Origin of the sequence: Microbacterium sp. DT81.1 (assembly GCF_049844955.1) — a bacterium.
In the GTDB taxonomy this organism is placed as follows: Bacteria; Actinomycetota; Actinomycetes; order Actinomycetales; family Microbacteriaceae; genus Microbacterium.
On sequence record NZ_JBNCMA010000002.1, the window covers coordinates 477755 to 492468 of the forward strand.

At 69.7% G+C, this 14714-nt stretch carries 13 protein-coding genes; 6 read left to right on the forward strand and 7 right to left on the reverse strand.

Annotated elements, in window-relative coordinates:
- The first annotated feature begins 9 nt into the window (after positions 1-9).
- A complete protein-coding gene (locus ACLQ2Q_RS07500; RefSeq protein WP_425819560.1) occupies positions 10-711 on the forward strand; it encodes an alpha/beta fold hydrolase in 702 nt (233 codons plus the stop codon).
- A gap of 20 nt (positions 712-731) precedes the next feature.
- Here ACLQ2Q_RS07500 and ACLQ2Q_RS07505 read toward each other — a convergent pair whose 3' ends face one another.
- Positions 732-1376: a nucleoside/nucleotide kinase family protein gene (locus tag ACLQ2Q_RS07505; protein ID WP_425819562.1), complete on the reverse strand. Its 645-nt coding sequence runs from the start codon at positions 1374-1376 to the stop codon at positions 732-734.
- A 341-nt stretch (positions 1377-1717) separates the two neighbouring features.
- On the opposite strand from ACLQ2Q_RS07505, the gene ACLQ2Q_RS07510 reads away from it, so the two are divergent.
- A complete protein-coding gene (locus tag ACLQ2Q_RS07510) occupies positions 1718-3094 on the forward strand; it encodes an ABC transporter substrate-binding protein (protein WP_425819564.1) in 1377 nt (458 codons plus the stop codon).
- A 957-nt stretch (positions 3095-4051) separates the two neighbouring features.
- On the opposite strand, the gene ACLQ2Q_RS07515 is transcribed toward ACLQ2Q_RS07510, so the two are convergent.
- The 5 genes from ACLQ2Q_RS07515 to ACLQ2Q_RS07535 form a co-directional block, all read right to left on the reverse strand.
- On the reverse strand, positions 4052-5026 hold the full coding sequence (locus ACLQ2Q_RS07515; RefSeq protein ID WP_425819566.1) for a carbohydrate ABC transporter permease: 975 nt from the start codon (positions 5024-5026) through the stop codon (positions 4052-4054).
- Positions 5026-6000, reverse strand: a complete 975-nt coding sequence (locus ACLQ2Q_RS07520; protein WP_425819568.1) for a carbohydrate ABC transporter permease — start codon at positions 5998-6000, stop codon at positions 5026-5028. The genes ACLQ2Q_RS07515 and ACLQ2Q_RS07520 overlap by 1 nt, the downstream gene beginning before the upstream one ends.
- A gap of 429 nt (positions 6001-6429) precedes the next feature.
- Positions 6430-7095 (reverse strand): class II aldolase/adducin family protein, encoded by a 666-nt coding sequence (locus ACLQ2Q_RS07525; protein WP_425819570.1) that lies wholly within the window; start codon positions 7093-7095, stop codon positions 6430-6432.
- On the reverse strand, positions 7092-8375 hold the full coding sequence (gene otnK / locus ACLQ2Q_RS07530; protein ID WP_425819572.1) for a 3-oxo-tetronate kinase: 1284 nt from the start codon (positions 8373-8375) through the stop codon (positions 7092-7094). The genes ACLQ2Q_RS07525 and otnK overlap by 4 nt, the downstream gene beginning before the upstream one ends.
- Positions 8372-9208 carry a DeoR/GlpR family DNA-binding transcription regulator gene (locus tag ACLQ2Q_RS07535; protein ID WP_425819574.1) on the reverse strand — a complete coding sequence of 279 codons (837 nt, stop codon included), beginning with the start codon at positions 9206-9208 and terminating at the stop codon, positions 8372-8374. Before ACLQ2Q_RS07535 ends, otnK begins: the two co-directional genes overlap by 4 nt.
- 136 nt (positions 9209-9344) lie before the next feature.
- Here ACLQ2Q_RS07535 and ACLQ2Q_RS07540 point away from each other — a divergent pair, with 136 nt between their 5' ends.
- Genes ACLQ2Q_RS07540 through ACLQ2Q_RS07555 form a run of 4 tightly spaced genes read left to right on the forward strand, consistent with a single transcriptional unit; the run spans position 9345 to position 13908 of the window.
- Entirely contained in the window at positions 9345-10808 is a 1464-nt protein-coding gene (locus tag ACLQ2Q_RS07540; protein ID WP_425819576.1) for an FGGY family carbohydrate kinase, read from the forward strand.
- Between the two features lie 55 nt (positions 10809-10863).
- The gene (locus ACLQ2Q_RS07545; protein WP_425819578.1) at positions 10864-11745 is read left to right on the forward strand and encodes a hypothetical protein; all 882 of its coding nucleotides are present in this window, start codon (positions 10864-10866) and stop codon (positions 11743-11745) included.
- Entirely contained in the window at positions 11742-12398 is a 657-nt protein-coding gene (locus tag ACLQ2Q_RS07550; RefSeq protein ID WP_425819580.1) for an aspartate/glutamate racemase family protein, read from the forward strand. The genes ACLQ2Q_RS07545 and ACLQ2Q_RS07550 overlap by 4 nt, the downstream gene beginning before the upstream one ends.
- A 1-nt stretch (position 12399) precedes the next feature.
- Positions 12400-13908 carry an alpha-amylase family glycosyl hydrolase gene (locus ACLQ2Q_RS07555; RefSeq protein ID WP_425819582.1) on the forward strand — a complete coding sequence of 503 codons (1509 nt, stop codon included), beginning with the start codon at positions 12400-12402 and terminating at the stop codon, positions 13906-13908.
- A 42-nt stretch (positions 13909-13950) separates the two neighbouring features.
- On the opposite strand, the gene ACLQ2Q_RS07560 is transcribed toward ACLQ2Q_RS07555, so the two are convergent.
- Entirely contained in the window at positions 13951-14652 is a 702-nt protein-coding gene (locus ACLQ2Q_RS07560; RefSeq protein WP_425819584.1) for a phosphotransferase family protein, read from the reverse strand.
- Between the last annotated feature and the right edge of the window lie 62 nt (positions 14653-14714).

The window sequence follows — 14714 nt, forward strand, 5'->3', positions numbered from 1 at the left end:
GAGTGTGCGTTGGACATCGTTCTCGTTCCCGGGCTCTGGCTGGATGCCACATCGTGGCAGGACGTCGAGTCCCGGCTCGCCGCCGCAGGACATCGGCCCCTGGCGCTCACCCTCCGCGGCTTCGAGTCGCGGTCTGCCAACCGTTCCGGCATGATGCTGGCCGATCACGTGGCCGAGATCGTGTCGGCCATTGATCGCTCCGACGGTCCGGTCGTGCTCGTGGGGCACGCGGAATCCTGCGGGCTCGTTCATGCCGCGGTCAACAAGCGCCCCGAATCGATCGCGCGCGCCGTGTACGTCGGCGGACTGCCCAGCGCCGACGGCGCCGGGGTGCTCAGCGGCTTCACCGCCGACTCCGGGGGAAGGCCCACGCACACCGGCGGGCAGCGCGTGATCGACGCGGGCCTCGCCTCCCTCTACTACCGCATGACGGAGAACGCGTCGCATGTGCTGGACGGCGTGCAGCGGTTGACGGATGCTCGCCGCTACGACGTGCCAGTGACTGTCGTCGCCACGGAGTTCAGCACCGACGACGTCCGTCGGTGGATGTCGCTCGCGATCGACCCCGCCCGCGAACTGGCGCAGATCCCGGATGTGACCCTGGTGGACCTGCCTTCCGGCCGCTGGACGCAGATGGAGCGCCCCAACGATCTCTCGGATGTGCTGCTCGAGGCGGTCGCTCTCTGCGAGGCGCAGCTCGAACCCCGCTGATCGAGCTCGGCATGGTGCTCTCAGGTCAGGACGTCGTGGAGGGCGAAGACGGCGTCCGCAGCGGATGCCGTCCGGGCGATCAGGGCCGCATTGCGCTCGTCGGACTCCTCGACGAAGCGCGCCGCGTCCTCGGGGCTGCGGCCGGCTTGTCGATGACGCGCCTCGAGGCGGGCGCGGCGCACCTCGGCCGGCGTATCGAAGTACCAGACGGCGTCCAGCTGCGCGCGGGCGGCGCCCCATCCCGGCTCGGGATGAAGCAGGTAGTTTCCCTCGACGACGACCAGCGGCAGCCCAGCCGGCACCGTGATCGCATCCGGGATGGGGTCGCCGACGACGTGATCGAACGCCGGCACCGACACGTCCTCGTCGGTGGTGTACCGGATGCGGTGCAGAGCCGCAGCGAAGGCATCGGCGTCGAACGTGTCGGGTGCACCGCGGCGGGCCAGAAGGGGGGTTCCCATGATCTGTGCCCGGGTGAGGTGGAATCCGTCCATAGGCACCACCACCGCGGTCGCCGGTCCGAACGCTTCGGCGATGGCGGAGGCAACCGTCGACTTGCCCGTGCCGGGCGGGCCGGTGATGCCCAGAAGAACCCGCGAGGGGCTTTCACGCAGCAGGTCACGCGTGGCCGCGATCAGTTCCGGGAGGTTTGTCGAGCGGGTCATGTCACTGCCACCTCGGGAGCACTTCGTCAACCCCGATGACGGCAGGGAGCGAAGCGTGGTTGTCTGACGGAGAAAGGAGCATGAAGCCCAAGGCGCGCGTCTCTTTTCGTCGCGATCAAGGGGTGGGATCGATTGCATACGACGCTAGTTCCGGCGTCCCATCGACCGCAATCGTCAAGGTCACGAATACACAACGGAACGCCAGGATGCGGGCGCAAGTGCCTTGTGCGTAAACGCATCCCTCCTGTACGGTCACGTGTGGGATGGTTCCCACACAGCACCACGCAACTCGCACTCCCGCGCGAAGGCGCCTGGGAGCGTGCGCCCGAAAGGACAGTTCAATGAAGAAACGGCAGAACGCCCTCGTCGCGGTGACAGCCGCGGCGTCCCTCTTCACTCTCACCGCGTGCGGTGGTGGGGGCACCGCGACGACCGAAGGCGCGGAATTCTCGGAGGACTACTCCGGCACTCTGACGGCGTGGGGGTTCCCGGAGCCCGACGAGGTCGCGCAGTCCCGCATTGACCTCGCAGACGACAAGCTGGCCGAGTCCGACACCGAAGTCGATCTCGACAACTCGCCTTTCGACGCGCAGAAGTTCACCACCCTCGCGGCCAGTGGCAACATCCCGGACGTCGTCGTGATGGACCGGCAGTTCGTCACCACCTACGCGTCCCAGGGCCTGATCATGCCGATCGACGACTGCTTCGCCCTTTACGACATCGACCCGCGCGAGTACTGGTACCCCCAGGTCGTCGACGACGTCACGTGGGACGACGAGGTCTGGGCGGTCCCGCAGTTCTACCAGCCGCCGGCGATCATGCTCAACGCCCGGGTCATGGGCGAGACGGGCGTCACTCCGGAGCAGCTCAATGTCTCGGATCAGGACGCCTTCCTCGCTGCCGTCGAGAAGATGACGGTCATGAACGGGCAGAACCCCACGCGCCTGGGCTTCGACCCCCAGGGTCCCTCCAAGGCGGGCCTGTGGATGCTGAGCTTCGGCGGGTCGACGATCGGTGAGGACGGCGAGCCCACGCTCGACAACCCGAAGAACGCCGAGGCGATCGACTTCCTCAAGAAGATCTACGACCTGCAGGGCGGGTACGCGAACGTGAAGAGCTTCGTCGACTCCTTCGACGTGTTCGGCGAGAACAACTCGTTCGTGGCCGACCAGGTCGGCGCCGCGATCTTCGACCAGTGGTACGTCAATGTGCTGACCTCCTACGCCGAGCAGGTGGACATCGGGGCGATTCCGGTCGTCACCCAGGAGGGTGAGCCGTTCACGGTTGCCAGCGGGACATCCGTGGTGATCCCGGCGGCGTCGAAGAACCCCTCGGCGGCGTGCGATTGGGCTCTGACACTCACCTCGCTCGAGGCCTGGGAGGCGGCCGGCGCCGCTCGCGCCGAGACGACCGAGGCCGACCCCGGTCGCAACGGCATCAACGCGGGTCTGTTCACCGGTTCGCCCGAGGCCGACCAGACGATCCGTGAGTCGTACGTCAAGGAGACGGGCTACGCCGGCTTCGACCAGGCGATCGCGACGTACTACGACGTCGCATCCAGCGGCGCCTCGTTCGGATCCTCGCCCGCCGGTCAGCAGATCCAGTCCGAGCTGCAGAACGCGGTGACCTCGGCCCTCCTCGGAGAGAAGTCGGCCGCCGACGCGCTCGCCGACGCTCAGAGCGCCGCACAGCGCGCGTACGACCAGGTCGCAGGCTAGGCAGGCCAGGTAGACACCGCCGGCCGGCACCGGTCGGCTGGGCACCACCACAGGGCGGTCTCCTTCGGGAGGCCGCCCTTTTGGCGCGCCGGCCGCCGTGCACAACGGCGGGGATTCCTCAAGACACCCCGAGCTTGGGCTTCCGGTGTCGGTGTGTCCCAGTGGATCCCCGCGGTTGTGCCGGGCTCTCGTTCGGCGTGATGAATCGGGCTGAATGTCGAGCGTGCGTCTTCCGCCGCGAGTGCATCTTCCGGGCCGCGCAGCGCCCACTCTCGCGGCGGATCGTGCACTCTCGCGTGGGTTGGGGCGCTCGACTCCATCCCGGCCATGCCCTCCAGCCGAGTCCCGGCGAGCCGCCAGTGGTGTGCACACGGGCGCAGATCCGTCGCCAAACGCCGGGTTGCGGCGTCCGTTCTCGGTGTGTCGAAGCGGATCTGCGCCGTTGTGCTCGGGGTCTGCGGCGGGCTTCAGAGGCGGTGTTGCGAGTGGGGGTTGGAGGCGACGGGCGAGGGTCGGTGGTGCACAACGGCGGGGATTGTCGGGGACACGCTGGGCTGCGGCGTCCGGTGCCAGTGTGTCGGGGAAGACACCCGCCGTTGTGTTCGGGGGCCGGTCAGCGAGGCGGCGTTGGGCCTCGGTACTCTCCGGATCGGGAGCCGGGCGAGGTCGGTCGTGCACAATGGCGGCGATTGTGGGGGACACGCCGAGATTCGGCATCCGGTGTCGGTGTGTCGGAGAGGATCCCCGCCGTGGTGCTCGTGGTCGCGGGGGGAGCCGGCGCAGCGAGTTGTGGGATCGTGGATCCTGGGCGCCCCGCCAGGCTCGAGTGAGTTCCGGGTCCACGGAGCGCGAACGCTCGGCGGGTTGGATCGGCAGCCGGAGGGGCCGGGATCGACACGACAAGAAGAGGGCGGCAGCCCGGATGCGGGATGCCGCCCTCTCACGGTCGAACGGTGATCAGCCCTTTCGGCCCTGGGTTGCGAGGCCCTCGACGAAGTACTTCTGACCGATCGCGAACAGGATCAGCATCGGGATCGTCACGAGGAGCGCGGCGACCATCACGTACTGGTAGTCGCCGTGGCCGCCGTTCGTCGGGCTGTACTTCGCCATCGCCGATGCGATGCCGAGTGGGGCCGTGTACCCCTCCGGCGAGCCGGCGTTGAGGTAGATCAGCGCTGCCTGCAGGTTGTTCCAGCTCGCCTGGAATTCGAAGACGAACACGATAATGAACGACGGGATCGACAGGGGCATCGCGATCTTCCAGAACATGCCCCAGTAGCCGAGGCCGTCCATGCGCGCGGCCTCGAACAGTTCACGCGGCAGTCCGAGGAAGAACTGCCTCTGCAGGAAGATGTAGAAGGCCGAGCCGAACAGGTTCATCCCCCACAGCGGCACGCTCGTCCCGACAAGGCCGAGCTGGTTCCAGATGAGGTACTGCGGCACGAGGGTGACGGCTCCCGGCAGCATCATCGTGGCGAGCACCAGACCGAAAAGGAGCTTCTTCGCGGGGAAATTGAAGTACGCGAAGCCGAAGGCCACGATCGAGCTCGAGACAGCCACGAAGGTCGCCGCCAGGAGCGCGATGTAGAGGCTGTTGCCGATCCAGTTGAAAAGCGGCAGCTCCGAGAACACCGTGACGAAGTTGTCGGGCCGGAAGGTCTTCGGAATCAGCCGGTTGTCGAAGACCTCTCCGCGCGGCTTGAAGCTCGCAGCGAGCAGCCAGGCGAAGGGGTAGAGGAACAGCAGGGAGAAGCCGATCAGCAGCGCCCACTTCAGGACGGTGGCGACCCAGCCGCCGAGAGACTTCTGCTTCTTGCGCTTGGGCGGCTTCGCGGCGGTCGTCGGCTGCGAGGGGGTGGAAGCGGTGCCCTCGCGGTCGGCGCGCTCGTCGGCCGTTTCGGGGGCCGCGGGAACAATGCGCTCGGTAGTCATCAGCGTTCGCTCTCGTAGTAGACGAATCGGTTGCTCAGCTTCACCTGGATCAGTGAGATCACGATGATGATGATGAACAGGAGCCATGCCATGGCCGCGGCGAACCCGAAGTTGAACTGCCGGAAGGCCTGCTGGAACAGGTAGATCCCGTAGAAGAGGGATGCGTCGGATGCTCCTTGCACCTGATCCCGGTAGAACAGCAGATACGCCTGGTCGAAGACCTGGATGGCCGCGATCGTGAGCACGATGATGTTGAAGAACATGGCACCCGAGATCATCGGCAGAGTGATCGAGAAGAAGCGGCGGATCGGTCCCGCGCCATCCAGCTCGGCCACCTCATACAGATCGCGTGGCACGTTCTTGAGCGCCGCGAGGAAGATGATCATCGTTCCGCTGACTCCCCAGAGGGTCATCAGCACGATCGAGGGCTTGATCCATGCCGGGTCGAGCAGCCACTGCGGCCCCTGGATTCCGATCGCGGCCAGACCCTTGTTGATCGCACCTTGGTTGCCGTTGAGCAGGAGCAGGAAGATCGCCGCGGTGGCGACCATCGGCGTCATCTTCGGCAGGTAGTAGAGGGTGCGGAACACGCCGGATCCCCGGTTCACCCGGTTGAGCAGCAACGCCAGGGACAGCGCGAAGATGATCTCGAAGGGCACGGCGAGAACGGCGTAGAAGAGGGTGTTCGACAGCGAGAGCATGACCTTCGGATCGGAGATCAGCGCCTCGTAGTTCGCGAAGCCGGCCGGGCGAGCGGTGTTGGTGGCCAACTGGTAGTGACTGAAGGAGATCACCAGGCTGTAGACCATCGCGCCGAACGTGAAGACCAGGAAGCCGAAGAGCCATGGCGAGATGAAGAGATAACCCGCGATCGCCTCGCGACGGTTGTACTTCTTCCCGCGGACCTTCTCGATCTTCTTCTTCTTGCCGGCCTCTGCCGCTTCGGGCGCTGGCTTGAGTTCCGTCGTCGTCATCTCGATGACCCTCGACGGCGCTTTCTCGTCAGTAAGAACATCGCCGTTCCCCTTTCCTGAGACATCATTGACTCCAGCCACGAGTGTGGTATCGATACCACATAGCACATTCGAGCTTATGCGCGGCCTGCGCGGGGCGCAAGACGGGAGTAATTCCGGACCTGCTGCGGTATAATCATACGTTTCCGGGCCTCGGGGGGCGCCGAAACGCGGGATATCCGTGTGAACGGCTCCGAGTATGCCACTTCGCGCGGAATCCCGATATCCCGCCTTGGCTGTGCTCAACGGCGGCCGAAGTCCGTTGACCGCCTAGGCCGGATGTGGGTACGTTCTCACACCGGGCGAAGTGGCATCGGGTGGGGCGACGGGATGTCGGGGTGCTTCAGGATCGGTTGCGCGAGCAGGGCGGCGTGCTGCCGGGGTAGCCGATCAGGACCTTCTCGTACGCAGTCGCGCGATCGTCTCCTCGTCGAGCTGAGCCGCGCCGGACGCGCTCAGGTCGAGCGCGAGACGAGCGCTTGCCTCCAGCTCCTCCGCACGATCCGCGGCGCGCTCGACGCTCTCGCCGCAGCAGAGGCTCCCGTGGTTGGCCAGAAGAATCGCCACCGCGCCGGCGTGGACGGCCGCCGCGAGAGGTTGGGCGAGTGCGGGCGAACCGGGGTCGGCGTAGTCCAGCAGAGGCACATCGCCGAGGCTCATCACGCGATAGGGGGTGTATGTCGGGAGCGCCGCCGACCCGCCGGGCTCGGCGGGCAGGCAGGCGATCGCCGTGCTTGCCGCCGAGTGCAGGTGCACGACGCCGCCGATCGCGGAATCCGCGCGGTACGCCGCGGCGTGCAGCGGCCACTCCTTGCTGGGCGCCGCGCCGGCGAGCCGGCGTCCCTCCAGGTCGAGAACGGCCAGATCGGATGCCTCCACGCGCGACAGCGCCGACCCGGTCGGCGTCACGAGCAAGCGGTCACGGACCCGGGCGCTGATGTTGCCCGAGGAGCCGGGCGAGAGACCCTGGGCCACGAGGTGCCGGGCCACCGCGACGATGCGCCGGGCGGTGTCGGACTCCTCGTCGCCGGAGACGGGTGTGGTGTGCGCGGTCACGTGGCAGCCGCCTCCCACGCCCGTACGAACAGGTCTTCGCCGCCGAAGTTGCCGGACTTGAGCAGCACGTGCAGGCGAGGACCTCCGGCGACCGCCCCCGCGGCACCGATGCCCCACGCCACCCCGGCATCGACGCGACGCGTCAGGCGCAGACGCTCGATGCCGAGGGCGCGCGTCACGGCGCCGGAGGTCTCGCCCCCCGCGATGAGCAGGTGCCGAGCGCCCAACCGCTTGACAGAGCCGAGGGCGATGGCGGCCAGCGCATCCTCGACGGCGGCTCCCGCTCGCTCGACGCCGAGCGCCTGCTGGGCGAGGCGGAGCGCCTCGAGATCGTGGCTCGCGCTCACCACGGCCGGGCGGTCCGGATGCCGCATCCAGAAGTCTTCGAGCAGCGCGAGTGCCCGAGCGACCTCGTCGCCGCCATCCGCGGCCGCAGCCACCGCGTCGACGGTCGCGGTGACGGGACCGCCCCTGGCGACCTGAGCCCGGGTGCGCTCGGAGGCGCTGCCGACGAGGATCAGGCGCCGGCCTCCTTGGTGTGCCTCGACGGGATCGGATGTTCTGCCGCCGGGCCCGGCGCGTCTCGCCAGCGCGGTGATGAGCCCGGCGCCGCCGCCGACGAGGCAGGGGTCGAGAGCCTCGACGGCGATCGCAATCGAGTCGAGGTCGCGTTCATCGAGCGCGTCGACGAGAAGGTGGGGGGCGCTCGCCGTGCGTATCGCCGCTGCCAGCGCGGGAGGACCCGCACGCACGTCCCGATGGCGCACCAGCCCGACCGGCAGTGTCGTCTGCCGGCCGAGCACGCGCACGAGGTCGGGATCGGTCATGGGCGTCAGCGGGTGATGTGCCAGCGAGCTCTCGGAGACGAGCCGGTCGCCGACGAACAGGTGACCGCGGTAGACCGTGCGATCCGCATGGGGCGTGCACGGGGTGCCGACGGAGGCGGCGAAACCGCCCGCGGCCATCAGCGCCTCGGCGACCGGACCGATCATGCCCTCGGGCGTGGAGTCGAAGGTGGAGCAGTACTTCTGATACCACCGGGTGATCCCGCGCCGGCGCAGCCACTCGGCGGCGGCGAGCGAGTCGTCCACCGCGACCGCTCGCGGTGCGGTGCGGGTGCGAAGGCCGATCACCACAGCGCCGCCGTCATCGGGCAGGTCCTCTTGTGCGGGAACGCCCAGCAGCACGTCGACGGTCAGCCCGATCTCGCGCAGTTCGGCCGCCACATCGCAGGCTCCCGTCACATCGTCGGCGATCACGCCGATGCGCTCGTCGTTCACGGAACCACGGCCGTCGGCGTGACAGCCCCTGCCGAAGCCGAGGCCGAAGCCGAAGCCGACGCGGAAGCGGATGAGGAGGCGGAAGACGATGCGGCGACGTGGAGGGTAGGACCGGCGACTGTCCCGAGCGCTGCCGCACCGGCCGCGTCGGTGACGATGTCATCCACCGCATCCAGGCGGGCGAGGCGTATCGGTGCCCTCGCACCGACCTTGGAGGCATCCGCCACGACGAGCACCCGGCGGGCCGCGGCGATGAGGGCGCGCTTGACGGCCGCATCCAGCGCATCGCCGCCGAGCAGCCATCCGTCATCGATCGCAGGCACGCTGATGACCGCGACATCCAGCGCCAGGCCCTCCAGCGCGTGCAGCACGGCGGGACCGACGAAGCTCCGGGTCGCCCGCTGGTACACGCCTCCGGCGACGATGAGGTCGAGGTCGTCGCGGCGCTCGACGGCTTCGATCACGGGCACCGAATGCGTGACGACCCCGCTGTGCGGGGGAAGCACCGGCGCCAGGAGGGCGACGGTGGTGCCGGAATCCAGGCCGATCGTGCCACGGTCGAGCAGCGAAGCGGCGTGCTGGGCGATGGCGCGCTTCGCGTCGGACGCCAGCCCCGCTCGCACCCCGAACGCGGGTCGCGCGGTCCCGCCCAGCCACGCCCCGCCGAGCACGCGCTCGAGCGCGCCCTCCGCGGCGAGCTTCTCGATGTCTCGCCGCACCGTCATCTCGGAGACCCCGAGCGCGGACGCCAGTTCCGCGGAAGCGACATAGCCGGTTCGCCCGGCGACACGGAGGATCTCCGTTCTGCGGGCATCCGCTTGTCGATAGCGCATGGCGTCATCAAAGCGGGCGCTCCTTGGTTTGTCAATCCGCGCTCATCACTTGACCGGTTTGTGAATCGCCGCACATACTGACATCCATGCTCGTGAGTCCCGTTGTCCGCCGATCCGGTGCGAGGGGGATTCCGCAATGGTGATCGCGCTCGGCATCGACGTGGGAAGCACCGCGGTCAAGGCATCCGTGGTCGAGCTGACGGAGAGCGTGCGCGAGCTCGCCGTGGCGACCGCTTCGGTCGCCGGCCTGGATGCGCCGGCGCTCGTGCGCGCCGCCCTCGCCGCGGCGGCAGCGGCGCTCGAACGTGCGGCGGCCGGCCCGGCGCGGGTCGTCGGAATAGCATCGATGGCCGAGACCGGCGCGATCACCGACGCCGACGGATCCTCGCACGGTGCTCTCGTTCGTTGGGACCGGCTGCCGGACCACCGACGCCGGGACGAGCTCGAGGCGCGCCTCGATCCTCGGGCGCTGCACGCTACGACGGGCGTTCCGCTCACGCGCAAGCTCCCCCTCCTGACGTGGGTGGAGCTGGCCACCGGGCAGGACGAGCCGCCGAGGCACTGGGCGTTCACGGCGGACCTCGTTGCCGCGGCACTGACCGGCCGCCGGGCGACCGACCACACCCTCGCCGGAAGGAGCGGGGCACTGCCGCTGCCCGAGGCATCCGCGTCGCTGACCCTCGCCTGGGACGACGAGCTCCTGGCGGCCTTCGGCATCGCCCGCGGGTTCGCTCCCGACGTTCTCGCCCCGGGCGAACCGGCGGGGATCGTCAGCCAGGAGGCCGTCGCCGCCCTCGGTGGGCTGGTCGATCCGGATGGATCGGTGTACATCGCCGGTCATGACCACGCCGTCGCGGCCTGGATCGGGAGTGCCCGTTCGCGGGGACGTCGCGTGCGGTCGATCGGGACGACCGAGGCGGTCGTGGCGATCGCCGCCGGCGAGGTCGACAGGGAAGCGGCCTGGCGAGAAGGCATCAGCGTCGTGCGCGCCGTCGACGGAATCCTCGAGGGCGCGCTCGCCGGCAGCCCGGCGGCCGGGTCACTTATCGAGGACTGGCGCACACGTGTTCTGGAAGACGGTGAAGACGGCGACGAGCTGATGATGCGCGCGAGGCTCGAACGTGGCCCTGACGAGGCGATCGCGTTGCCGTATCCCCGTGGCAGGCAGTGCCCGCACCCCGACGCGTCGGCAACACTCGTCTTTCGCGGCGTGCCCGCCGGGGACCGCATCGCCGAGCTGCACGCGCTGCTGCGCGGCATCGCGGCGCACGGCGGCTGGATGATCGAGGCGGCCGAGGCGCTCTGCGGGGTGGCAGCACCACCGGTGCTCGTCGGTGCGCCGTACCGGCTGAACGGGCGGCTCGCCGCCCTCAGCGCCGCGGTGGCCGGAACGCCTCTCGAGCTCGTCGATCTGGCCGCGCCCGTGGCAAGCGGTGCGGCGGCGCTCGCCGCCGACAGGGACGGTCTCGCCGGGGAAGTGCATGCTCCGACACGTCTGATCGACCCCGACCGCGTGACCGATGACGGCTTCGTCGATCGGTTCCGGGCGGCGATCGCCGAGTCGGCAGTCTCCGCCCGGCCGCCGACCCGCACCCCATGACCGACCACCGCCCGCACGCCGCACCATCGCGCCGCGTGCACCGAAGAGGAGAACCATGACCCGCACACTCGACGCGATCGCCCGACCCGCGGGCGGCCTCGCGATGGTCGCCATGGACCAGCGCGAGAGCCTTCGTCACATGTTCGATCAGGCAGGCGCCGGCCGGCCCGGCGACGAGGTGCTCGAGCGGTTCAAGCGAGATGTCGCCACCGAACTCGGCGGACTGGCATCCGGATTCCTCGTCGACCGCGACTTCGGCGGCCTCGGCATCCTCGACGACGGCCTCCTTCCGGCGGGATGCGGCTTCATCCTCGCCGCGGACGCCCTCACCCAGGATCCGGGGGGTCCGGTCGAGGAGACGGAGCTGGACGAGGGCGCACTGCACAGCGTCCGCGAGGGCGTGGATGCGATCAAGCTCCTGATCATCTGGCGACGCGACGACCGACGTTCGGACCGGGTGGCTCTGGCCGAGCGATTCATCGCCGAGGCGCGCGAGCGCGGCGTGCTCTCGGTGCTGGAGCCCGTCGTCCGCGCGACCCCCGCCGAGCTCGACGACGGCTCGTGGGACGTGGAGGCGGCGATCCGCGAGGCCGCGCGGGAGCTGTCGACCCTGCGTCCTTCGCTCTACAAGGTGCAGGTCCCCCTCGGCGGTGCGGGCGAAGAAGCGGAGCAGCGCGCGGCGAGCGAGGAGCTGGCGGCGGACATCACGGGGCCTTGGGTCGTGCTCTCGCAGGGCGTGGAACGGGACCGCTTCGCACAGGCTGTCGAGGCCGCGTGCCGCGCGGGCGGTAGCGGATTCCTCGCCGGCCGGGCCCTCTGGAGCGACATCGTGGGAGCACCGGATGTGCCGGTGGCGCTCCGCGAGAAGGCGCGCCCGCGGCTCGAGCACCTCGTCGGCATCGTCGACCGGCACGCCCGGCCGTGGACGGAGGCGTGACCGTGCGCCTCGGTCTGCTGCACACGGTGCCCGCTCTCGCGCCCCGGTTCGACGGCATGCTGGCGGCTCGCGTGCCCGGTTCGACGGCGCTGCACATCGTGGATGCCGAACTGCTCGCCGAGGCGGTGCGTGCGGGCGTCGGAACCGAGGTGCGAGAGGCGGTCGCCGCGCACGTCCGGTACTTGGTGGACCTCGGAGTGGACGGGGTGCTGGTGACCTGCTCGTCGATCGGCGAGGCGACCGAGGTCGCGGCCCAGGACGTGGCCGTCCCCGTCGTGCGCATCGACACCGCCATGGCGGAGCGCGCGGTGCGCATCGCCCGAGCGGGAAGCGGCCGGATCACGGTGCTCGCGACCCTGGAGGCGACGCTCGGTCCGACCGGCCGCCTGCTCGAGCGGCTCGGCGGCGATGCGCAGCGCGTCCGCGCCTACGTCGTGGCGGGCGCGCTGAGCGCGCGGGAGGCGGGCGACACGGATCGGCACGACGCCCTCATCGTCGACGCGCTGAGGGCGGCGGCCGCCGAGGCCGACGTGCTCGTGCTCGCGCAGGCCTCGATGGCGCCTGCCGCCGACCGTGCCGGGCTGGACATTCCGGTGCTCACTTCACCGGATCTGGCGATGGATGCCGTGCTCGAGCGTGTCAGGGGGCGCTGAGGTGGGGCGATCGGGCGTCCGGCTGCTCGTCTATGCGGACAGGCTCGGCGGCGACCTGACCCGGCTGGGCGCGATCCTCGACGGCCCGCTGCGGGACCTCACCGGCGTGCACATCCTGCCGTTCTACACACCTTTCGACGGTGACGATGCGGGGTTCGACCCCGTGGATCACGCCCGGGTCGACCCGCGCCTCGGAGACTGGGCGGACGTCCGGCGGCTGGCAGCGGATCGGGAGGTGACGGCGGATCTCATCGTCAACCACACGTCGGCGGGGTCGGAGGAGTTCCGCGACTGGCAGGCCAAGGGCAGCGAGTCCGTCCATGCGGGGATGTTCCTCACGATGGACCGGGTCTTCCCCGGCGGGGCCACCGAGGCCGGCCTGACCGGCTTCTACCGTCCGCGCCCGGGACTGCCGATCACCCCGTACGCGGTCGGCGGCCAGCGGCGACTCGTCTGGACGACCTTCATGCCCAGCCAGGTCGACCTCGACGTCGATCATCCGGCCGCGCTCGCCTACATCGACCGCATCGTGTCGAGGCTCACGGAGGCGCGCGTGGAGGTGGTGCGCCTCGACGCCGTCGGGTACGCCATCAAGACCCCCGGGACCGACAGCTTCATGACGCAGCACACGCTGGCGTTCGTGGAACGCCTGACAGCGCGCATCCGGAAAGCGGGCCTCCGCGTGCTCGTCGAGGTGCACGCGCACTTCGAGCAGCAGCTGGCGATCGCCCCCCTTGTCGATCTCGTCTACGACTTCGCCCTGCCCGCGGTGCTGCTGCACGCCCTGGGCGCGGGCGACGTCGAACCCCTCGCGCGCTGGCTCGACATCCGGCCGCGCAACGCCGTCACGGTGCTCGACACCCACGACGGCATCGGCATCATCGACGCCGGCCCGGTCGCGGGCCGTCCCGGGCTGCTCACCGAACAGGACATGCGGGCGATCTTCGTGCGTGCGTCGCAGGCGACCGGCGGACATTCGGAGCTGGCATCCGTCACCCCGCAGTGGGCGAGCATGCCGCATCAGATCAACGCCACGTTCCCGAGCGTGGTGAACGATGACACCGCCTATGTGATGTGCCGCGCGGTCCAGCTGCTGCTGCCGGGCGAGCCGCAGCTGTATTACGTGGGGCTGCTCGACGGGCGGGACGACCGCGAGCGGTTCGCCGCGACCGCACAGGGGCGCGAGGTCAACCGCCACGTCTACGACGACGCGGAGCTCGCCGAGGCGCTTGCACGGACCGTGCCCCGCGCGCTGCTCGCCCTCGCCCGCCTCCGCCGGAACCACCCCGCGTTCGATGGGGAGTTCTCGTGGGAGCGACTCACCGAGACGTCGCTGCGTCTCGGGTGGCGGTCTGCCGACGCGTCGCTCGAACTCGACGCACAATTCGCCCCCGACTCACGCGGGTTCGCCCTGCGGAGCCGGGTCGGTGAGCGGGAATGGTCCTCAGGCACGGTGGCGGAGCTGGCGAACGGCGCACTCCAGGATGACGGCCGAGAGGGCATCACGTGAGGAGGGACCGAGAACGAGGAGGCGCCTTGCCGGTGCGGCCCTCTACGCCTCCGGCCAATCCCTCAGCTCGGTGGTGAGCTGCTCGAGGTACGCCGGCGGACCCGCCTCGGCGAACCACAGCCAGAGCTCGGCGGCGTGGATCGGGAACCATGCCCGCACGAGGGACGGGTCGGCGCCGTACCCTTTGACGAGCGCGTCGACGGATCGAGGGTCCTTGCGCGACGCGCCCCAGGCGGCTCGCGAGAGCTCCCTCAGGGGGTCGCCGAGATGCGCCGCTTCCCAGTCGAGAACGGCCGTGATGGTGCCGTCGACGGCGAGCAGGTTTCCGTCCGTCCAGTCGCCGTGGCAGAACACCTGGTCACCGGCGAGCGGAAGGGCGAGGGGCAGCGGGGGACCACCGGCGTCTCGGTAGCGGCGGATGATATCCGCGTCGTCCGGCGCCCCCGGCAACCCGACGGGAGGCGGCAGCTCGTGCAGCCGACGAAGGAGCACCGCCGACGCGCGGAGGCCGTCGAGCCGAGCATCGGCGCTGTCGCTGTCCAGTCGCTCACCGGCCATGAGGGTCATAAGAATCGACCCGGGTCTCACCTCGACGAGCTCGGGCACCGGCAGGTCGGTCTCTGCAAGGGCGCGCAGGGCGAGGACCTCGGTGTCGTGCCGCGAGGCATCCGTCATCCGCTTCTCGACGAGGGTGCGCCCACGGTGCTCCATCAGCCGGACATGACCCACCGCCCCCTGCCGCATGCCTTCATCCTGGCAGTCGCCCAGGGGCGATATACCGGTTCCCGGATGGGCCAAGGGTGGTA